This window comes from Bradyrhizobium sp. NBAIM01 (assembly GCF_020194115.1).
Classification (GTDB): Bacteria; Pseudomonadota; Alphaproteobacteria; order Rhizobiales; family Xanthobacteraceae; genus Bradyrhizobium; species Bradyrhizobium yuanmingense.
Map to the genome: position 1 here is coordinate 381005 of NZ_JADYVU010000006.1, position 19682 is coordinate 400686.

The following is a 19682-nucleotide window of genomic DNA, read 5'->3' on the forward strand; positions in this document are numbered from 1 at the left end:
GCAATATGGTCGGGAAGGCGCGGCCAGGCAACAGGGCAGCCGAGGTTTCTGTTGATCCGCCCGGGCACTCTCCAGGAACACGCGAGCCTCCCGCTGGTTCTCAACATTGTGTTGCCAACACCGCCTAGGAGTGAGGCATGGACAAGCCGACGCAGGAGCAGCTGAGCGAGCTCAAGAGGCTGAGCAAGGAGGCGCGGGTCGAGGATTGGTCGGACATCGTCCAGTCCAAGGACGAGGCGGAGATGCGCATCCGCGATCTGAAGGAGAAGGCGCGCATGGAATAGGTCATCGCCTGCGCCAAGGGGCGATCAGCAGGCGATCAATTGCGACCTTGCGTGTTCCGGCTCTGCTCCGCCAGCCGGCGCTCGTATTTTTCAGCCAAGGCGAGCAGTCGCTTCCTGATGTGGGGATCGGCCCGCTCGGCCAGTTCGCGGATCAACGCGAGTTGCTCCCGCAGAAAGTTCGCGTCCGTCATCTCCGCTCCGAATCAAGTCCGGTACGGAGTGTGCCGTGTCAGGTTGGTCTCGTTCGTATCATTTGGTACTTGGGCGGAGGCATGAAGCCGCTCACCGGCCATGTGCGACTACCAGACTTACTTCAACCCCAGGCGACGTTCGAGCCAGCTGAGCGCGAACAGCACGAATAACGTGACTGCGATGGCGGCGCCCACCAGCAGCCAGGCGCCCAGCGCGCAGGCGATGCCAAGACCGGCAGCGATCCAGACAGTCGCCGCCGTAGTGAGGCCATGAACCGTCTTGGCCTTGACGTCGTGCAGGATGACGCCCGCACCGATGAAGCCGACGCCGCTCAGCACGCCGGTAACAATGCCTTGGACCACCCTCGAGACTGCATCCGGGTGGTCGCGCAAATTCTGAAACTCGATCACGGAAATCGAGATCAGCGCAGAGCCCAAGGCCACCAGCGCCAGGGTGCGCATGCCCACCGGCTTGTCGTTCATGTCGCGGTCGATGCCGATCACGAGGCCCGTAGCCGCCGCGACGAGTAGCCTCAGCACATCATCCAGTTCGTTCATCAAGACCCGCGTTTCTGGAGGGGCGACGCTTCGCGCACGTCGGACATGGACCTGCGAACTTGCTGCCAAGCGCGGCCGAGGTCCAAGCGTCCGTTGGTCGCATGCTGGCTGCGTGCGCGCCGGGACCGAGGCGTCATTGTCGCCTGAAGAACGACGACAGCGTCGATCCCGCGGACGACGCTGCCGCCTCCGGTTTCGCCGGTGCTGGCGCCGGCTGCGCGGCGGGAGCGGGGGCGGGCTCGTCGCGCTTGGTGCGTTTTGAGGAGTAGCTGCGGCGGCGTTGCGGCTTTTCAGGCTTCGCGCTCGACACAGGCGCCGTTTCGGCTGGAGGGCCAGCGTCCTGGCTCGTCTCCGAACCCTTGTCCGGGACTCTGTCCTGAGTCTTCTCTTGCGTCTTGTCTTGTACCTTGTCCGGACCGCCACGCATCGACAGGCGCTGGCCATCGAACACGGTGGTCTCGCAGTGACGATTGCTCTCGGCGAGACCCGCGCAGAATTTTGCGGCGGCGGCGGCATTGACCAGGGGGCCGGCGCCCAGGCGGAGCTGCATGCCGAGGCCGGTGTTGCCTTCCTTGATCATGATGATCGGCCGCAGCGCTGCGATCTCCGGGTTGGACTTGGTCACGCCGCGCCAGAGCGCGCGCAGGCCGTCGATCGAGTTGGCGCCGCCGAGATCGATCGCAAAGCGCGTCTGCTGAACGGCGATGGCAAGGGATTCGCTCTCGGCTGGCTCTGGCGGCTTGGTTGCTGCCGCCACGATTTCGGCTGCGGCGGGCGCCGGCTCGGCCTTCTGCTCGGCTGTCTCAGGTTGAATCAGTTTCGACGCGGCCGGATCAGGTGGCGCCATGAGCGACTTGGCGGGCACCAGCGGAATGGTCGGCAGCGCCGAAGTCATGGCCGGATTCTGTTGCACGAGCGAGGCGGCGGCCGCGGTCTGCGGCGGCGGGCTCGGCGGCTCCTTCAACGTTTCCTTCTGAGCATCCTTTGGCGAATCCTTCTGAGCATCCTTGGCGGCTTCGCTGCGCGGCTTCTCGCTCGTCGCCGTCGGCGTCGAAGCGACCGGCGCGACATTGGGAGCCGCGGGTGCTGCGTCCTGCGGCTTCGCGCCCGGCGGCGGCGCGGCCGCTTGCTTGGCAATGGCGCCGGTGACGGAATCGAGCCCTTGCTCCAGCACGGTGACGCGCGAATACAGCCGGTCGCGGTCGCTGTTCAGCGTCTCGATCGCGGCGGCGAGCCGGCGCGCTTCGTTCTGGCTCTCCTTGGTCAGCAGCTGCAGCCGGTCGGCCTGGCGCACGAGATCGGCGGACGCAACCTGGTCGCGCCGCCAGCCGAGCTGGGCCTGGTTGGCCATCAGGGCAATGACGACGGCGCCGACGGCCGCCACGCCCCACGAGCCCAGCCGCCACATCATGCGCCGGTCGAAGGCGCTTTCCTCGGCCAAAAGTCCGGAGAACAGCCCGCCGGTCTCCTTGGTGGAGAAAGCGTCCGCCAGTGGGTCGGAATCCCTTGCCATGAATGTTAAGCGCCCAGCCCCGTCCGGCTTCCCCGAATCAATCAGGGAACATTAACAGGAAAAGCGCGCCGCACTTGAATTCCGGGCGTTTGCGGGGGTAGCAAGGCGATAGCTTCCGAGGGCGTTGCCGCCCGTCCGCGCCAATTTGATTCGGCCATAGCTATCAGGATTTCGATGACCGCCCGTTCCAGCCTCACGATCGTGCTCGCCGCCGGCGAAGGCACGCGCATGCGATCGAGCCTGCCGAAGGTGCTGCATCCGGTCGCGCACCGGAGTCTGCTCGCGCACGTGCTCGCCGCCGCACCCAAGGGAACCGGCACCTCGCTCGCGGTGGTGATCGGCCCCGATCATCAGGCGGTCGCCGACGAAGCCAAGCGCATCCGTCCCGACGCGCTGACCTTCGTGCAGGCCGAGCGGCTCGGCACCGCGCATGCGGTACTGGCGGCGCGCGAGGCGATCGCGAGCGGCGCCGACGATCTCCTCATCGCGTTCGGCGACACGCCGCTGATCTCGGCCGAGACCTTTGCGCGGCTGCGCGCGCCGCTCGCCCGCGGCGCAGCCATTGCCGCGCTCGGCTTTCGCGCCGCCGACCCGACCGGCTACGGCCGCTTCATCGTCGAGGGCGACAGCCTGGTTGCGATCCGCGAGCAGGCCGACGCCAGCGCGGACGAGCGCAAGATCGATTTGTGCAACGCCGGCGTGATGGCGATCGACGGCCGCCGTGCGCTCGACATTCTCGGGCAGATCGGCGATGCCAATTCCAAGGGCGAATATTATCTGACGGATGCGGTCGAAATCGTCCGCAGGCAGGGATGGGAGTCGGTGGTGATCGAAACCAGCGAGGACGAGGTGCGCGGCATCAACACCAAGGCGCAGCTCGCCGAGGCCGAAGCCGTAATGCAGGCGCGTTTGCGCAAGGCGGCGATGGAGGCCGGCGTCACGCTGATCGCGCCGGAGACGGTGTATCTGTCCACTGACACCGTGTTCGGCAAGGACGTGACGATCGAGCCGTTCGTGGTGATCGGCCCCGGCGTGTCGATCGCGGACGGCGCGGTGATCCACTCGTTCTCGCATATCGTCGAGACGACGCTCGGCAGGAAGGTCTCGATCGGACCCTATGCGCGGCTGCGTCCCGGCACCTCGCTCGGCGACGGCGCGCGCATCGGCAATTTCGTGGAGACCAAGGCGGCGACGCTGGAGGCCGGCGTCAAGGTCAACCATCTCTCCTATATCGGCGACGCCACCGTCGGCGCCAATTCCAACATCGGCGCCGGCACCATCACCTGCAACTACGATGGCTTCAAGAAGCACAAGACGGTGATCGGAAAGGGCGCCTTCGTCGGCACCAACTCCTCGCTGGTCGCCCCGGTAACGATCGGCAATGGTGCCTATATCGGCTCGGGCTCGGTGATCACGAAGGACGTCCCCGACGACGCGATGGCGCTGGAGCGGAGCCCGCAGACCATCCGGGAAGGCGGCGCGGCGCGCTATCGCGAGATGAAGACCGGCGGCAAGAAGCCGGAGACGTGAGCGGCGCTATTCTTCGTCGGCGAATTCGGAGAAGATCGCGCGGGTCAGGCGCCAGCCGCGCGGCTTGGCGCGCTTCACCGGCTCGCCTTCGGGATGCTTGATGAAGAGGGGCTTGTTCTCTTTGCCGCGCAGCGGCGGCGGCCAATGCGCAAGGTGCGTGCCCGTGGTCTCGCTGGCGCGCAGATACATCGACGACAGACCCTTGCGGTCGGATGAGCCTTTCATGGCCTGGTTCTCCTGACCGGAATCGTTGGCCAAATGTATTGACAATGAGTTAACTAGCGCGGTTTAAGGCCGGCCAATTCGACGCAGACGACGCAGCGGTCGCGGGCCCGTGCTGTCTCAATCAGCAATAATTATTGAGTATCTGGTTCCCTGCGATTTTCGCTAAAAACCGGGCGTGTCGTTTAGGCGATTTTTCGACGATTTGGGGGATAGTGATCCGCATGTGCGGGATTGTCGGCATTCTCGGGCGCGAGCCGGTTGCAGAGCAGTTGGTGGATTCGCTCAAACGCCTCGAATATCGCGGCTACGATTCCGCGGGCGTGGCCACGCTCGAAGGCAAGCACCTGGAGCGCCGCCGCGCCGAGGGCAAGCTGAAGAATCTGGAGAAGCGGCTGGAGGCCGAGCCGCTCAAGGGTACCACCGGCATCGGTCACACGCGCTGGGCCACCCACGGCAAGCCGACCGTCAACAACGCCCACCCGCACGCGACCGAGCGCGTCGCCGTGGTCCACAACGGCATCATCGAGAATTTCCGCGAGCTGCGCGAGGAGCTCGAAAAGAAGGGCACGGTGTTCCACACCGAGACCGACACCGAGATCGTGCTGCATCTCGTCGACGATTTGCTCACGCGCGGCAATAAGCCCGTGGAAGCGGTGAAGCTGACGCTGGCGCGCCTGCGCGGCGCCTTCGCGCTCGGCTTCATCTTCGCCGGCGACAACGACCTCATGATCGGCGCCCGCAACGGCCCGCCGCTGGCGATCGGCTACGGCGACGGCGAGATGTATCTCGGCTCGGACGCCATCGCGCTCGGCCCGTTCACCGACACGATCAGCTATCTCGAGGACGGCGACTGGGTGGTGCTGACCCGCAAGAGCGCCGCGATCTTCGACAAGGACGGCCATGCCGTCCAGCGCGACAAGATCAGGCACGCCGCCTCGACCTCGCTGGTCGACAAGGCCAATTACCGTCACTTCATGGCCAAGGAGATCCACGAGCAGCCGGAGGTGGTCGGCCACACGCTGGCGCGCTACGTCGATATGGCGACCGAGCGCGTCGCGCTACCGGTCAAGCTGCCGTTCGATTTCAAGAACATCCAGCGCATCAACATCACCGCTTGCGGCACAGCGAGCTATGCCGGGTTCGTCGCCAAATACTGGTTCGAGCGCTTTGCGCGCCTGCCGGTCGAGGTCGACGTCGCCTCCGAATTCCGCTACCGCGAGGCCCCCTTGCGCAAGGGCGACCTCGCCATCTTCATCTCGCAGTCGGGCGAGACCGCCGACACGCTGGCGGCGCTGCGCTATGCCAAGGCCGAGGGCGTGCACACGATCGCGGTCGTCAACGTGCCGACCTCGACGATCGCGCGCGAGAGCGAGACGGTGCTGCAGACGCTGGCGGGACCCGAGATTGGCGTCGCCTCGACCAAGGCGTTCACCTGCCAGCTCATGGTGCTGGCAAACCTTGCGATCGCGGCCGGCAAGGCGCGCGGCGAATTGTCGGACGAGGACGAGACCAAGCTGGTCCACGGGCTCGTCGAGGTTCCGCGCCTGATGGCCGATGCGCTCACGAGCGAGCTCCAGATCGAGAAGCTGGCGCACCGGATCGCCAAGTCGCGCGACGTGCTCTATCTCGGCCGCGGCACCAGCTTCCCGCTGGCGCTCGAAGGCGCGCTCAAGCTGAAGGAGATCTCCTACATCCACGCCGAGGGCTATGCCGCCGGCGAGCTCAAGCACGGCCCCATCGCGCTGATCGACGAGACCATGCCGGTCGTCGTCATCGCACCCCACGACCGCGTGTTCGAGAAGACCGTCTCCAACATGCAGGAGGTCGCCGCGCGCGGCGGCAACATCATCCTGATGACCGATGCCAAGGGCGCGGCGGAGGCGACGGTCGAGTCCCTCGTCACCATCGTCATGCCCGATATGGCAGCAGCCTTCACGCCGATGGTCTATGCCGTCCCGGTGCAGCTGCTCGCGTATCACACGGCCGTCGTGATGGGGACCGACGTCGACCAGCCGCGCAACCTCGCAAAATCGGTGACCGTGGAATAGGCAATCTGGATATCGATCGGCCGCTCTCTTCCAAAACCTGCTAGAAGACCCTAGCTTGTGGTAGCGACCGACCTGGAACCCGAATGACCCCCCGCGACGACGCGCCTGCGCCTCTTGATCCCGTTCCGGAACCGCATACCGGCCTGATGGGCCGTTTCCGCAATTATTTCCTGACCGGCCTCGTGGTGACGGGGCCGATCGCGATCACCCTCTATCTGGTCTGGTGGTTCGTTACCTGGGTCGACGGCGTGGTGCGGCCGTTCGTGCCGCTGGCCTACCGGCCGGAAACCTATCTTCCCTACGTCATTCCCGGCTGGGGACTGATTGTCGCATTCTTCACGCTGACGCTGGTCGGCTTCCTCGCGGCCAATCTGATCGGCCGCACGCTGGTCGATGTCGGCGAGACCTTTCTCGGCCGGATCCCGGCGGTGCGCGCGATCTATCGCGGCCTGAAGCAGGTGTTCGAGACGCTGTTCTCGGGCAAGGGCTCGAGCTTCCGGAAAGTGGGCCTGGTCGAGTTTCCTTCGCCGGGCATGTGGTCGATCGTGCTGATCTCGCAGTCGCCGAACGAGGACATCTCGCGCAGCCTGCCGGGGCAGGAGGAGCACGTGTCGGTGTTCCTGCCGTGCTCGCCGAACCCGACCACGGGCTTCTTCTTCTATGTCCCCAAAAGCAAGATCATCGAGGTCGATCTCACCGCCGAGGACGCCGCGACGCTGATCATGTCGGCCGGCGTGGTGCAGCCGGGCTCGTCGCCCGATCCGAAGAAGGCGGCCGCGCTTGCGGGCATGGCGAATGCTGCGCGGATTGCCAATGCCTCCACGCTCCGGCCCGAGCCTGCGAAGGCGGAGTAGGGCCATTCCGCCGCGGGATGGTCGCGTTCACGCGGGCGCATTCGTCCTCTGTTAGTCTCAGGTCGACCGAACCTGCCGCTCGGAATTCGACCTGGAGTGCACGATGTCCAAAACCATTGCGATCCTCGCCCCCGGCGCCATGGGCAGCGCCGTGGCCCGCCGCCTCAGCGAGAACGGTGCGCGCGTGCTGACGTCGCTCAAGGGGCGGAGCGAGGCGACGCGCAAACGCGCCGCGGACGCCGGCATGGTCGGCGCCGAGGACGATGCGATCGCGGACGCCGACATCATCCTCTCGATCGTGCCGCCGGGCGAAGCCGTCGCGCTGGCCGAACGGCTGGCCGCGCTGATCGTCAGGCGCGAGAAGAAGCCGGTCGTGGTCGATTGCAACGCCGTCAATGTCGATACCGTGCAAAGAATTGAGGAGATCATCGGGTCGGCGCAGGCGCCGTTCGTCGATGCCGGCATCATCGGCTTTCCGCCGCAGCCAGGTGGCAAGAGCCCGGCCTTCTACATGTCGGGCGAGCATGCCAAGGACGTTGCCGTGCTTGGGGATCTCGGCCTCGACGTGCGGATCGTCGAAGGCCCGGTCGGCGCGGCGTCCGCGTTGAAAATGTCCTATGCCGGTATCGTCAAGGGCCTCGCCGGCATCGGATCGGCGATGGTGATCGCAGCCACCAAGGCGGGCGCGGCCGATGCACTGCGCGACGAGCTCGCGCTGAGCCAGCCCGCCATCTTGGCGCGGCTCGAAGTCGCGCTGCCCGACATGATCCCGAAGGCCTATCGCTGGGTCGCCGAGATGCGGGAGATTTCAGGATTCCTCGGGCCCGATCATCCGGCCAGCCAGATCTACGAGGGCTTTGCGCGGTGGTTCGAGCATCTGGCGGAGGATGCGAAGGGGGAGGCTGTGGATGCCGCGTTGATGAAGGCATTTGCGGCGAGCATCGCGCGGAAGAAGGCCTGATCGCGCGCATTCTCGCTCTCTCAACACGTCATTGCGAGCGCAGCGAAGCAATCCAGACTGCCTCCGCGGCAAGATTCTGGATTGCTTCGCTCCGCTCGCAATGACGTGGAGGTTCCGGTGCCTTTGCGTCTGTCACGAACCTTGCGGCACTGCCTCAAAGTTAGCCCGCTCCGATCAGCGGAATCGCCTCGTCGCGCTCATAGAGATACAGCAGGCACCGCAGCGCTTCGCCGCGTTCGCCCTTTAATTTCGGATCGTCCTTCAGGATCCGCAGCGCTTCGTCTCTGGCCTGGGCGATCAGCTGGCCGTGCACCTCCGGGCGCGCGATGCGGTAGCCGGGCAGGCCGCTCTGGCGCACTCCCAGCACGTCGCCTTCGCCGCGCAGCTTCAGGTCTTCCTCGGCGATGCGGAAGCCGTCGGTGGTCTCGCGGATCACTTTCAGCCGCGCCTTCGACATCTCGCCGAGCGGCTCGCCATAGAGCAGGATGCAGGTCGATGCTTCGGAGCCGCGCCCGATGCGGCCGCGGAGCTGGTGGAGCTGGGCAAGACCGAAACGCTCGGCGTTCTCGATCACCATGATGGTGGCGGCCGGAACGTCGACGCCGACCTCGACCACGGTGGTCGCGACCAGCAGGCCGATGTCGTGCGCGGCGAACTGGGCCATGACGCGGTCCTTCTCGGTGCCCTTCATCTGGCCGTGGACGAGGCCGACGCGATCGCCGAAGCGCTTTTGCAGGGTCTCGAAACGCTTGGTGGCGTTGGTGAGATGCTCGGTGCCCTCAGCCTCGGACTCCTCGACCAGCGGGCAGATCCAGTAGACCAGCTTGCCGGCTTCGAGCGCACGGCCGACGCCTTCCATGACCTCGCCGATGCGGCTCATCGGCACGGCGCGGGTATCGATGGGCTGGCGGCCGGCCGGCTTTTCGCGCAGCTCGGAGATGTCCATATCGCCGAAATAGGTCAGCACCAGCGTGCGCGGGATCGGCGTTGCGCTCAGCACCAGCACGTCGACAGCCTCGCCCTTGGACGTCAGCGCGAGGCGCTCGCGCACGCCGAAACGGTGCTGCTCGTCGACGATGGCGAGCGCGAGATCCCTGAAGACGACATCGTCCTGGATCAGCGCATGGGTGCCGACGAGCAGGTCGATCCCGCCCTCGGCGAGCTCAGTGATGATCTCGCGCCGCTCCTTGCCCTTCTCGCGGCCGGTGAGGATCGCGACCCGCAATCCCGCGCGCTCGGCGAGCGGAGCGATGGTCTTGATGTGCTGGCGCGCCAGGATCTCGGTCGGGGCCATCAACGCGGCCTGCTTGCCGACCTCGGCGACCGCGGCGGCCGCGAGCAGCGCCACCACGGTCTTGCCGGAGCCGACGTCACCTTGCAGCAGGCGCAGCATGCGCAGCGGCTGCTTGAGGTCTTCGGCAATCGCCGCCGCAGCGTTGCGCTGTGACGGTGTGAGCGCGTAAGGAAGGGCACCGATGATCTTGTTGCGCAGATGCCCGTCGCCGGCATTGCGCACGCCCGCAGGACGGCGCAGCTGCGCGCGGATCAGGGCGAGCGCGAGCTGGCCGGCCAAGAGCTCGTCGAAGGCGAGGCGCGACCAGAACGGCCGGTCGGGCAAGATGTCGGTCAGCTCGACCGGCTGGTGCACGCGATTGAGCGCCTCCGCGATCGGCGGGAAGTCACATCGGCGCAGCACCTCCGGGCTGATCCATTCCGGCAGCGCGGGAAGCTTTTGCAGCGCCTGCGCGATCGCGCGGCGGAGCGAGCCGAGCGCGAGCCCTTCCGTCAGCGGATAGACCGGGTCGATCCCTGACAGCTTCGAGATCGCCTCCTCGTCGAGCACGCGATCGGGATGCACGATCTGCGGGATGCCGTCGTACATTTGCAGCGTGCCGGAGACGAAGCGCTTCTCGCCGACCGGCAAGAGCTTCTCGACAAAGCCCGGCTTGGCGCGGAAGAAGGTCAGCACCACGTCGCCGGTATCGTCGCTGGCGTAGACCAGATACGGCGCGCGCGAATTGCGCGGCGGCGGCGGGCGGTGACGATCGACGGTGACCTCCAGCGTCACCATGGTTCCAACGGCCGCGTCGCGGATCTTCGGCCGGGCCCGGCGGTCGATCACCTGGCTCGGCAGATGCAAGAGCAGATCGACCAGCCGCGGCGTCTCGCTGCGGCTGAGCAGGTACTGCAACAGCTTGTCCTGCTTCGGACCGACGCCGGACAGGCTGGTCACGGGAGCAAACAGCGGATTGAGCAGGCTGGGGCGCATTCGGGGAATCTAAGATCGTTCCTCGCCGTCATGCCCGGCTTTATGCCGGGCATCCACGGCTTTTTTTCCGCGCGACGTGGATGGCCGGGACATAGGCGAGCGGAAGCGACGCCGTCCTTCAGACGGCTATGCCCGGCCATGACGGATTGGAGGGACGACCTCCCGCAACAAAGGGCTGACACCGGGGGTCCGAGTGGCTATATCACCCCCGCCCGGCACGTCCGGGCTTTCTGCGTTTGACTGGATTTGAGACATGACGGGAACGACACGATCGAGCAGCGGGCTGGATGACCGCCGCAAGCGGCTTCTGTTCCGCTGCTGGCACCGCGGCACGCGCGAGATGGACCTGATCCTCGGCCGCTTCGCGGATGCCGAGATCGGCAATCTGTCCGATGACGAGCTGAGCCAGCTCGAGACCTTGCTCGAGGTCAACGATCCCGATCTCTATGCCGCCATCACCGGCGACAAGGTGCTGCCGGCCGACGTCGCCGGCGCGCTGTTTGCCCGCATCAAGGCGTTTCCGATCGCGGACGGCAACGCATGAAGCAGGGAATGAAATCTCCGGCCGAGCTGCTCGCGCCCGGCCGCGCGCTGACGCTCGCCAATGTCGCGGAAGGTGCCGAAGGCCTCGTCGTCTCCGATCTCGCGCGCGCCATCGCGGCGCGGCCGAAAAAGCCGGCGGTCAGCCTTGCGGTCGTCTGCCGCGACGGCGGGCGCATGCAGTCGCTCGAACGCGCACTTAGGTTCTTCGCGCCCGATCTGCCGGTGCTGACCTTCCCGGCCTGGGACTGCCAACCCTATGACCGCGTCTCGCCGCATGGCGGCGTTCTCGCCCAGCGCCTGACCACTCTGGCGCGGCTGGCCTCGCTCACCGGCAGCGACAAGCCGCTGATCGTGCTGACCACGGTGAACGCGGTGGTGCAGCGCGTGCCCGCGCGCGAGCTGGTCGCGGCGCAGGCGCTGTCGGTCGCGCCGGGCAACGTCGTGCCGATGGACACCGTTGTCGCCTGGCTCGAGCACAACGGCTACAACCGTTCCTCCACCGTGCGCGAGCCCGGCGAATATGCCGTGCGCGGCGGCATTTTGGATCTGTTTCCGGCCGGCCTCGAGCAGCCGGTGCGGTTCGACTTCTTTGGGGACAGCCTGGAATCCATCCGCTCCTTCGACGCGGAGACCCAGCGCACGCTGCTCGACATGCGCTCGCTCGACCTCGTGCCGGTCTCCGAGTTTCAGCTCGTCACCGACACCATCCGCCGTTTCCGCATGGGCTATGTCGCCGAGTTCGGCGCGCCCGAGCGCGACGATGCGCTGTACGAGGCGGTCAGCGAAGGCCGCCGCCATCCCGGCATGGAGCACTGGCTGCCGCTGTTCCAGGACCGGATGGACACGCTGTTCGATTATCTGCAAGGCGCGGCAATCGCGATCGAGCCGCAGGCCGAGGACGCCGTGCGCGAGCGCTTCAAGCAGATCCTCGACTATTACGAGGCCCGGCGCGAGGCGATGGAGCATCCCGGCGGCGGCGCGATCTACAAGCCGCTGCCGCCCGACCGGCTGTATCTGACCGAGGAGGAATGGAGCAAGCGCCTCGGCGCGATCCCGCTGGCGCGGCTGACGCCGTTCTCGGTGCCGACCGACGGCATTGGCATAGTCGATGCGGGTGCGCGCAAGGGCCGCGACTTCGCGCCGGAGCGCAACGACAGCAATGTCAACGTGTTCGAGTCGGTCGTCAGCCACGTCATGGCGTTGCAGGCGCAGCGCAAGAAGGTCGTGATCGCGCTGTGGACGGAGGGCTCGCGCGACCGCATGACGTCGATGCTGCGCGACCACAAGCTCGCCCACGCTACCAGCGTCAACTCATGGCGGACGGTGCAGGCGACGCCGCGCAACGAGACCATGCTCGCCGTGCTCGGCCTCGAAAGCGGCTTCGAGACCGACGAGATCGCCGTCATCAGCGAGCAGGATATCCTCGGCGACCGCCTGGTGCGGCCGCGCAAGGCCAGTCGCAAGCTCGACAATTTCATCTCGGAGGTGACGAGCCTCACCGCCGGCGACATCGTCGTCCACGTCGATCACGGCATCGGCCGGTTCATCGGCCTGCAGACGCTGGACGTCGCCGGCGCGCCGCATGACTGCCTCGAGCTGCATTATGCCGCCGAGACCAAGCTGTTCCTGCCGGTCGAGAACATCGAGCTCTTATCGCGCTACGGCTCTGATCAAACCACGGTCGAGCTCGACCGCCTCGGTGGCTCGGGCTGGCAGACCCGAAAAGCAAAACTGAAGAACCGCATCCGCGAGATCGCGGGCGAGCTGATCAAGATCGCGGCCGAACGCATGCTGCACGAAGCGCCGAAGCTGCCGGTGCAGCAGGGCGTCTACGACGAGTTCTGCGCACGCTTCCCCTATGACGAGACCGAGGACCAGCTGGGCGCGATCGAGTCCACGCTGAAGGATCTCGAAAAGGGCCGCCCGATGGATCGCCTGATCTGCGGCGACGTCGGCTTCGGCAAGACCGAGGTGGCGCTGCGCGCCGCCTTCGCCGTGGCGCTCGACGGCAAGCAGGTGGCGGTCGTGGTGCCGACCACGCTGCTGGCGCGCCAGCATTACCGGACCTTCAGCGAGCGCTTCAAAGGCTTCCCGGTCAATGTCGCGCAGGCCTCGCGCCTGATCCCGACCAAGCAGCTCAACGAGGTCAAGAAGGGTATCGCCGACGGCTCGGTCGACATCGTCGTCGGCACCCACGCGTTGCTCGGCAAGGCGATCAAATTCCGCGACCTTGGCCTGCTCATCGTCGACGAGGAGCAGCATTTCGGCGTCAGCCACAAGGAGCGGCTGAAGGCGCTGCGCGCCGAGGTGCACGTGCTGACGCTGTCGGCTACCCCGATCCCGCGCACGCTGCAATTGGCACTGACCGGCGTGCGCGAGCTCTCGATCATCGCATCGCCCCCGGTCGACCGTCTCGCGGTGCGAACCTTCGTCGCCCCGCACGATCCCCTGATGATCCGCGAAGCGCTCCTGCGCGAGCGCTATCGTGGCGGCCAGGCGTTCTACGTGGTGCCGCGCATCGACGATCTCGCCGAGGTCAAGGACTTCCTCGACAAGAACGTGCCGGAGATGAAGGTCGCGGTCGCGCACGGGCAGATGCCGCCCGCGGCGATCGAGGACATCATGACTGCGTTCTACGACGGCAAGTTCGACATTCTGTTGTCGACCACGATCGTCGAGTCCGGCCTCGACATCCCCAACGCCAACACTTTGATCGTGCATCGCGCCGACATGTTCGGCCTTGCCCAGCTCTACCAGCTGCGCGGCCGCGTCGGCCGCTCCAAGCTGCGGGCCTATGCGCTGTTCACGCTGCCGGCGCAGCAGAAGATCACCGCGCAGGCCGAGCGCCGGCTCACCGTGCTGCAGTCGCTGGAGACGCTGGGCGCCGGCTTCCAGCTCGCCTCCCACGACCTCGACATCCGCGGCGCCGGCAATTTGCTCGGCGAGGAGCAGTCCGGCCACATCAAGGAGGTCGGCTTCGAGCTCTATCAGTCGATGCTGGAGGAGGCGATCGTCAATCTCAAGGCCGGCGTCTCCGAGCCCGCCGCCGACCGCTGGTCGCCGCAGATCACCATCGGCATGCCCGTGCTGATTCCGGAGGACTATGTCAGCGACCTCTCGGTGCGGCTGTCGCTGTACCGGCGCCTTGCCGATCTCGACACCGAGGAGGAGATCGAGAATTTCGGCGCCGAGATGCGCGACCGCTTCGGCGTGCTGCCGGACGAGGTGCGCTATCTGTTCAAGGTCGCCGCGATCAAGGCGTTCTGCCGGCGGGCCAATGTCGAGAAGATCGACGCCGGTCCGAAGGGTGCCGTCATCGTCTTCCGCGACAATTCCTTCGCCCATCCCGAGCGCCTCGTGAGCTTCATCCGCAGCTACGGCCAGGCCGCCAAGGTGCGCCCCGACATGAAGGTGGTGTTCCTGCAGGACTGGGAAACGCCGGAGGAGCGGCTCGCGGGCACGACGGAGATCATGCGGCAGCTGGCGCAGCTCGCCGAGAGCAAGAAGGCGGCGTAGAGGCACCGGCCTCACCGCGTCATTGCGAGGAGCCCTTGCGACGAAGCAATCCAGAGTCTTTCCGCGGAGGGATTCTGGATTGCTTCGCTGCGCTCGCAATGACGGTGGTTATTGCGACAGCCCGCGAGAAAGCTAAGACGCCGCCCTTGACGCGTCCGCCGACAGTCGCGCCAGCAAGGACCTTGCCGTATCCGACGGCGACAGCGAGTCCACGCTGACCACGGGATCGCTGCGCATCTCGTGCTTGCCGTTGGAGGTGTGCCGCATCACCGCCGACAGGCGGCGCGCGATCATATGCGCGGTGCGGAAGTCGGTCTCGGCGAACACGACGATGACCGAGCCGTCCTTCTGCGCGGCGCCAAAATCCATCTGCCGCATCAGGCGGCTGAGGATGCGGGCGGCGTCGAGCTGGGCGCGGGGATTGTTGGGATCGAAGGCGAAGCGCGCGACCGAGAGGCCGCCGCCGCGGGCGAGCGTCTGCTCGACCGCCTTGGCGAAATCGCGGGCGAAGGCTTCCACCGTGAGCAGGCCGCTGCGCGGATCGAGCCAGCCGCCGGCATCGATCGAGCGTAGCGTGCGGCTCAGCTGCGCTTCCATGGCGTGCTGGCGGATCAAGGGCAGCGCGTTGGCCGCGATCCTCGGCGGCTCGCCGGTGATCAGCTCGAGATTGGGCAGGTCGTAGCTCTGGGTGAGCTGGTGGGCGGTGACGACCACGGGCAGGCTGCGGAAGCGAGTGTCCTCGGCGAGCACGGTCAGAAACGCGTCGGTCACGCGCGCGGTAAAACCTTCGGCGAGCACGACGCCGTCGAGATCGCGGGTGTTGAGATGTTTCGCGGCAGCCTCGATCGAAAGCGCACCGACCACGCCGACGCATTCGCCGAACGCGACGGAGAGCGCAGGGTAAGCCGCGCCGCGGCCGATCAGGAGCACGGTGGCATCGCGTGCGGGATCGCCCTGCGGCAGCGCGATTTTCACTTCGGGCAGCCGGCGCAGAACCGTTGCGTGCAATGTCCGCACGCGCAGCGCCGCCCGGAGCCGCGCGATCAGCCGGTCGGGATTGCCGCCGCGCGAGGAGAAGGGCAGGGCGTTGTGCGGCAGCGTGCCCGCCGCATCCAGGGCCACGAAGGGCAGGTAAGGCGATTGAGCGGTGATCGTCTCTGCGAGCCGCGTCACATGCGGCTCGTGTCCGGCATGGACCGCAGCGAGAACCGCGGCCGGCTGCACCTCTTCGACCGCGCGCGGCGCGCTGGTCCAGTCGGTGTCGACGACGGGAAAGAGCCGGGCCTCGTCCAGCGCCGCCACGAAGGCGGGGCGTTCGGCATCGGACACAAACAGGATCGGGCCCGCCTGGGACATGTAAAAACTCTGATCGCGCAACAATTTGCCGCCGCAATCTAGTTTGGCCGCCTTAATGCTGCGTCAACGCAGGCGCTGAAACCGCGCCTAGACCGGCCCGGAGCGGTCGCGAAAAGCCTCGACCATCAGGGGGTTAAGCCCGAGCTCGCTGAGCGCCTCGCGGGCGCGGGCATTGTCCTGGGCGCGCCCGGCGAGCCGGTGGCCGGAGAGGCGGTCGGGCAGCGCCGTGAGCAGCGCGCCCTGGCCGAGCCGGCGCGCCCATTCCTGCAGGTCGTTTGAGAGGAAGCGATAGCCGCCGACCGCCATGATGCCGGAGGGCGGCGCTGTGATGCAGATCGCGCCGCTCGGGCGATCGAGCCGCGCGGCATAGCCGGTGTCGACATAGTCGCGCGGCGGCTGCGCCGTCAGCGTCTCGCCGACCGGCTGCGGCGGGGCGTAGGCCGCGATCGGCACCATCGCGCCGCGCAGGCCAAGCGTGCCCTTCGGCGTCAGCAGGATCTCGCCGGCCATGGAGGAGCCGGACTGCTCGCGCGGAGCGCCGTGCGGCCCCGGCATCACCGGCACCGGCATGCCGTCCTCGCCGCGGCGGGCGCCGAACAATCCGGCCTCGCCGAACAGGTAGACGTCGGTCAGCGGCGCATGCGGCGCAATCCAGGCATCGCTCGCCGCGACCTGCTCGGGCGCGCGCCACAGGCCGATGACGTTGCGCAAAGTGGGCATCCGCGCCGCGAGGTCGGCATCGCCGAGCCGCAGCGCGAGCTGCGCCGGCGCGATCAGCACCTCGCATTCGTGCTCGTTGATCTGCTGCTCCAGCACATCGTTCTCGAACGGATGATGCAGTGCCATCGTGCCGCCCGAGAGCAGCCACACCGCGAGCGAGGAGGCGAGCCCTGCGAACGACATCGGCGTGAACGCCGCCATCACGGTCGCGCCCTGCTTGATGTCGGCTTCGAGCGACATCGCAAGGCCGCCCGCGATCAGGCTGAAATGCGGCCGCGGCACCGGACGGAAGCCCTCCGCCGTGACGTCGAAGGAGATCATGGCCGCCTTGCGGCCGTCCTGGATCACGGCGCGCGTGGTGCCGGGCGGGCGTGCCAGGACGTCGTCGAGCGAAGCCATGCCTTCGGGCAGGTCGCTTCCGAAGCCGTAGACGTGCCGGATCGAGAACGCCTCGGCCGCGGCGTGCATGGCGAGATCGGCATAGCTGACGCCGTCGACCGTGCTCATGGTGACGATGGCGCGCGCGGCGGTGCGGTTAAGCGCTGCGGTCAGTTCCGCATGGCGCCAGAGCAGCGGCAGCACGGCGACAACGAGGCCGGCGCGATGGGCCGCGAGCACGGTCAGCACGAACTCGACAGTATTCGGCAGCTGGATCGCGATGACGGAATTGGCCGGCAGGCCGGATTCGACGAAATGCGCCGACAGCGCCTCGATGGCGATATCGGCCTCGGTATAGGTCATCCGCCGCGGCCGGTGCCCGGTGATGCGTGCCTTGTTGAGCGGATCGAGCAGGGCGGTCGCGTGGGGCTGCCGCATCAGCGTGCGCTGAAACAGTGTGTCGAGCGTCGGCGATATTGCTGGCTGGTTCACGGCGTCACTTCGCTTGATGAGCTTGCGGCTGCCCCTTCGACCACCAGGTCTCCGGCAAATAGCCCGAGAGCGAGGTGGTCTTAGGCCGTTCTATCCGATTCCAGCGCGCGATCCATTGCTCCGATACGTTAAACAGCGGGATTGTATAGAAGCCCGCGATCAGGACGCGGTCGAGCGCGCGCACCGCCGCAACGAAATCCGTATGTTCACGGGCCTCGAGCAGGGCGGCGATCATGGCATCGACGGCGGGATCCCTCGCGCCCATGTAGTTGCGGGTGCCCGGATTGTCCGCCGCCGCACTGCCCCAATAGAAGTACTGCTCGTTGCCGGGCGACAGCGACTGGTCCCAGCGGTTCTGGATCATGTCGAACTCGTAGGCGAGCCGGCGCTGGTCGAATTGCACGGGATCGACCGAGCGCACGCTGGCCTCGATGCCGGCGCGTCTGAGGTCGCGCTGGAAGGCGAGCGCGATGCGCTCCTGGTCGCGCGTCGTGACCATGATCTCGAAGGTGAAGGGGCTCTTGGTCGCGCGATTGCGCAGCACGGTGCCGTCGAGATCGTAGCCGGCCTGCGACAGCAGCTTCAGCGCGGCGCGCAGCGTGGTGCGGTCGCGGCCTGATCCGTCAGTGACCGGCAGGCGGTAGCTGCCGTCCAGGATGTCGGGCGGAATCCGTGCGGCGAACGGTTTGAGCAGCTCACGCTCGCGCGCATCCGCAGGCTTGCCATAGGCTGATAGCTCCGAGCCGGCGAAATAGCCGGCCACGCGCGAATAGAGCCCGAAGAAATAGCTGCGGTTCACCAGCTCGAAATCGAGCAGCAGCGTCAGAGCCTGCCGCACGCGGATGTCGGCGAAGACAGGACGGCGGGTGTTGAACACCAGGAATTCGGACGGCTGCGGCAGGCCGGGCTTGACGGTGTCGCGGATCACCTCGCCGCTTTTGGCGGCTGGAAAATCGTAGCCGTCGTGCCAGCGCAGCGGCTCGTGCTCAACGCGGAAATCGTAGAGGCCGCGCTTGAACGCCTCGAACTGCCCGTTGGCCTCGCGAAAATAGTCGAGCCTGATCTCGTCGAAATTGTAGAGCCCGCGATTGATGGCGAGGTCGCGGCCCCAATAATCGGGATTGCGCGCAAGCGTCACGCTGGCGCCGGGCTTCACCGCGGTGACGCGATAGGGGCCCGAGCCAATCGGCGCGGTCAGCGTCGTTTCCTCGAAGGTCGCGACGTCGATGGCGTGCTTCGGCAGGATCGGCATCAGGCCGAGAATCAGCGGCAGCTCGCGGTCGTTGGCGCCTGTCAGGTCGAATCGGACGGTGAGGGGGGCGGGCGCTTCGGCCTTGGCGACCTTGCCGTAGTATTGCCGGTGATTGGGGCGGCCGCGGTCGCGCAGCAGCTGCCAGGAGAACAGCACGTCCTCTGCCGTGACCGGCTTGCCGTCGGAGAAGCGGGCGCGAGGATCGAGACGGAAGGTGACGAAGCTTCGCTCGTCATTGGTTTCGACGGTCCTGGCGAGCAGGCCATAAAGCGTGAACGGCTCGTCCTGCCCGCGCGCCAGCAGGCTCTCGACCACGTAGTTGCGGACCGGCTGCACCGCCAATCCCCTCACGATGAAGGGATTGAGGCTGTCGAAGGTGCCGAGAATGCCCCAGGTCAGACGGCCGCCCTTGGGGGCATCGGGGTCGGCGTAGGGCATGTGGCTGAAGCCGGCGGGCATCGCCGGCTTGCCGTGCATGGCGATCGCGTGGGCCTCCTCGGCCGCGGCGGTGCCCGCCGACAGCATCCCGGCAAGCGCAAGGGCAAGCGTATAGAGGCGGAGGCCGGGGCCCTCGAAGAGGCGCTGGAACATGAACATCGGCACAAGGTGATTCGAGGACCGTCGGGCGAATCTTATCACAGGGAATTTGATGGGGCTTTCGCGCCAGACCGGCCAAAGACGCTTGTCGGCATTGATCTTTTCGTCGGCCACGTTAAGAAGGCACCCAATCGCGCAAGAGCGTCGAGACCGTCACTTATCCGCCTCAATTGACGGGGAGAGAGCCGCGCCCAAGGCGGCCAGGTTCGGCGCTTCGGAGCGGTTCGGGCACTTCCCGTTCAGAAAGGGTTTTCCGCAATGAATTTCCGTTACTTGGCCGCGTCCGTCCGGCCGCGCGGGCGACTTTTCGCCCTGTTGACGGCGACGGCGTTGGCCGTTCCGTTTGCCGCCGAGGCCCAGACCCCTGCGCCGGCCCCCGGCGCAGGGGTCTGGGC

15 protein-coding genes and 1 pseudogene are annotated in these 19682 nt (G+C 66.8%); 8 read left to right on the forward strand and 8 right to left on the reverse strand.

What is annotated here, in order from left to right; all coding sequences use genetic code 11:
- The first annotated feature begins 137 nt into the window (after positions 1 to 137).
- On the forward strand, positions 138 to 284 hold the full coding sequence (locus I6F31_RS22150) for a hypothetical protein (RefSeq protein ID WP_156447140.1): 147 nt from the start codon (positions 138 to 140) through the stop codon (positions 282 to 284).
- A 35-nt stretch (positions 285 to 319) separates the two neighbouring features.
- Here I6F31_RS22150 and I6F31_RS22155 read toward each other — a convergent pair whose 3' ends face one another.
- The 3 genes from I6F31_RS22155 to I6F31_RS22165 all read right to left on the reverse strand — a co-directional run bounded on the left by I6F31_RS22155 (position 320) and on the right by I6F31_RS22165 (position 2546).
- Positions 320 to 475 (reverse strand): hypothetical protein, encoded by a 156-nt coding sequence (locus I6F31_RS22155; protein WP_162131179.1) that lies wholly within the window; start codon positions 473 to 475, stop codon positions 320 to 322.
- Between the two features lie 117 nt (positions 476 to 592).
- The gene (locus tag I6F31_RS22160) at positions 593 to 1033 is read right to left on the reverse strand and encodes an MgtC/SapB family protein (RefSeq protein ID WP_036012541.1); all 441 of its coding nucleotides are present in this window, start codon (positions 1031 to 1033) and stop codon (positions 593 to 595) included.
- Positions 1034 to 1166: 133 nt separating this feature from the next.
- On the reverse strand, positions 1167 to 2546 hold the full coding sequence (locus I6F31_RS22165) for a hypothetical protein (RefSeq protein WP_225186099.1): 1380 nt from the start codon (positions 2544 to 2546) through the stop codon (positions 1167 to 1169).
- Positions 2547 to 2720: 174 nt separating this feature from the next.
- On the opposite strand from I6F31_RS22165, the gene glmU reads away from it, so the two are divergent.
- Positions 2721 to 4076 (forward strand): bifunctional UDP-N-acetylglucosamine diphosphorylase/glucosamine-1-phosphate N-acetyltransferase GlmU, encoded by a 1356-nt coding sequence (gene glmU / locus I6F31_RS22170; protein WP_225186100.1) that lies wholly within the window; start codon positions 2721 to 2723, stop codon positions 4074 to 4076.
- Positions 4077 to 4082: 6 nt separating this feature from the next.
- On the opposite strand, the gene I6F31_RS22175 is transcribed toward glmU, so the two are convergent.
- A complete protein-coding gene (locus I6F31_RS22175; protein WP_036012532.1) occupies positions 4083 to 4301 on the reverse strand; it encodes a hypothetical protein in 219 nt (72 codons plus the stop codon).
- A gap of 221 nt (positions 4302 to 4522) precedes the next feature.
- Between I6F31_RS22175 and glmS the strand changes: the two genes are divergently transcribed.
- From glmS to I6F31_RS22190, 3 genes are all read left to right on the forward strand, one after another.
- Positions 4523 to 6349, forward strand: a complete 1827-nt coding sequence (gene glmS, locus I6F31_RS22180; protein WP_225186101.1) for a glutamine--fructose-6-phosphate transaminase (isomerizing) — start codon at positions 4523 to 4525, stop codon at positions 6347 to 6349.
- 83 nt (positions 6350 to 6432) lie between these two features.
- Positions 6433 to 7203: a DUF502 domain-containing protein gene (locus I6F31_RS22185; RefSeq protein ID WP_036012517.1), complete on the forward strand. Its 771-nt coding sequence runs from the start codon at positions 6433 to 6435 to the stop codon at positions 7201 to 7203.
- 103 nt (positions 7204 to 7306) lie between these two features.
- Complete coding sequence (locus I6F31_RS22190) at positions 7307 to 8164, forward strand: NAD(P)-dependent oxidoreductase (protein WP_225186102.1); 858 nt, start codon at positions 7307 to 7309, stop codon at positions 8162 to 8164.
- Between the two features lie 160 nt (positions 8165 to 8324).
- Here the strand turns inward: I6F31_RS22190 and recG are convergent, their stop codons facing one another.
- Positions 8325 to 10433: an ATP-dependent DNA helicase RecG gene (recG, locus tag I6F31_RS22195; RefSeq protein WP_225186103.1), complete on the reverse strand. Its 2109-nt coding sequence runs from the start codon at positions 10431 to 10433 to the stop codon at positions 8325 to 8327.
- A 253-nt stretch (positions 10434 to 10686) separates the two neighbouring features.
- Here recG and I6F31_RS22200 point away from each other — a divergent pair, with 253 nt between their 5' ends.
- Both I6F31_RS22200 and mfd read left to right on the forward strand, forming a co-directional pair.
- A complete protein-coding gene (locus tag I6F31_RS22200) occupies positions 10687 to 10977 on the forward strand; it encodes a succinate dehydrogenase assembly factor 2 (protein WP_036012510.1) in 291 nt (96 codons plus the stop codon).
- A complete protein-coding gene (gene mfd, locus I6F31_RS22205; RefSeq protein WP_225147072.1) occupies positions 10974 to 14492 on the forward strand; it encodes a transcription-repair coupling factor in 3519 nt (1172 codons plus the stop codon). The genes I6F31_RS22200 and mfd overlap by 4 nt, the downstream gene beginning before the upstream one ends.
- A 132-nt stretch (positions 14493 to 14624) precedes the next feature.
- On the opposite strand, the gene I6F31_RS22210 is transcribed toward mfd, so the two are convergent.
- The 3 genes from I6F31_RS22210 to I6F31_RS22220 all read right to left on the reverse strand — a co-directional run bounded on the left by I6F31_RS22210 (position 14625) and on the right by I6F31_RS22220 (position 19287).
- Positions 14625 to 15848 carry a GGDEF domain-containing protein gene (locus tag I6F31_RS22210; RefSeq protein WP_225186104.1) on the reverse strand — a complete coding sequence of 408 codons (1224 nt, stop codon included), beginning with the start codon at positions 15846 to 15848 and terminating at the stop codon, positions 14625 to 14627.
- A gap of 87 nt (positions 15849 to 15935) precedes the next feature.
- Positions 15936 to 17438, reverse strand: coding sequence for a class I adenylate-forming enzyme family protein (locus I6F31_RS22215; protein ID WP_225186105.1), 1503 nt, complete (start codon positions 17436 to 17438; stop codon positions 15936 to 15938).
- Between the two features lie 4 nt (positions 17439 to 17442).
- Entirely contained in the window at positions 17443 to 19287 is a 1845-nt protein-coding gene (locus I6F31_RS22220; protein ID WP_225186109.1) for an extracellular solute-binding protein, read from the reverse strand.
- A 258-nt stretch (positions 19288 to 19545) separates the two neighbouring features.
- On the opposite strand from I6F31_RS22220, the pseudogene I6F31_RS22225 reads away from it, so the two are divergent.
- Positions 19546 to 19682, forward strand: a pseudogene (locus I6F31_RS22225) (invasion associated locus B family protein); the annotation flags it as partial.

What these genes read in the sequence shown, in the direction of transcription:
- I6F31_RS22160 (WP_036012541.1), bottom strand. Translation starts at nt 1,033, where the DNA reads ATGAACGAACTGGATGATGTGCTGAGGCTACTCGTCGCGGCGGCTACG.
- I6F31_RS22185 (WP_036012517.1), top strand. Translation starts at nt 6,433, where the DNA reads ATGACCCCCCGCGACGACGCGCCTGCGCCTCTTGATCCCGTTCCGGAA.
- recG (WP_225186103.1), bottom strand. Translation starts at nt 10,433, where the DNA reads ATGCGCCCCAGCCTGCTCAATCCGCTGTTTGCTCCCGTGACCAGCCTG.
- I6F31_RS22200 (WP_036012510.1), top strand. Translation starts at nt 10,687, where the DNA reads ATGACGGGAACGACACGATCGAGCAGCGGGCTGGATGACCGCCGCAAG.
- I6F31_RS22150 (WP_156447140.1), top strand. Translation starts at nt 138, where the DNA reads ATGGACAAGCCGACGCAGGAGCAGCTGAGCGAGCTCAAGAGGCTGAGC.
- I6F31_RS22165 (WP_225186099.1), bottom strand. Translation starts at nt 2,546, where the DNA reads ATGGCAAGGGATTCCGACCCACTGGCGGACGCTTTCTCCACCAAGGAG.
- I6F31_RS22210 (WP_225186104.1), bottom strand. Translation starts at nt 15,848, where the DNA reads ATGTCCCAGGCGGGCCCGATCCTGTTTGTGTCCGATGCCGAACGCCCC.
- I6F31_RS22220 (WP_225186109.1), bottom strand. Translation starts at nt 19,287, where the DNA reads ATGTTCATGTTCCAGCGCCTCTTCGAGGGCCCCGGCCTCCGCCTCTAT.
- mfd (WP_225147072.1), top strand. Translation starts at nt 10,974, where the DNA reads ATGAAGCAGGGAATGAAATCTCCGGCCGAGCTGCTCGCGCCCGGCCGC.
- I6F31_RS22175 (WP_036012532.1), bottom strand. Translation starts at nt 4,301, where the DNA reads ATGAAAGGCTCATCCGACCGCAAGGGTCTGTCGTCGATGTATCTGCGC.
- I6F31_RS22190 (WP_225186102.1), top strand. Translation starts at nt 7,307, where the DNA reads ATGTCCAAAACCATTGCGATCCTCGCCCCCGGCGCCATGGGCAGCGCC.
- glmU (WP_225186100.1), top strand. Translation starts at nt 2,721, where the DNA reads ATGACCGCCCGTTCCAGCCTCACGATCGTGCTCGCCGCCGGCGAAGGC.
- glmS (WP_225186101.1), top strand. Translation starts at nt 4,523, where the DNA reads ATGTGCGGGATTGTCGGCATTCTCGGGCGCGAGCCGGTTGCAGAGCAG.
- I6F31_RS22155 (WP_162131179.1), bottom strand. Translation starts at nt 475, where the DNA reads ATGACGGACGCGAACTTTCTGCGGGAGCAACTCGCGTTGATCCGCGAA.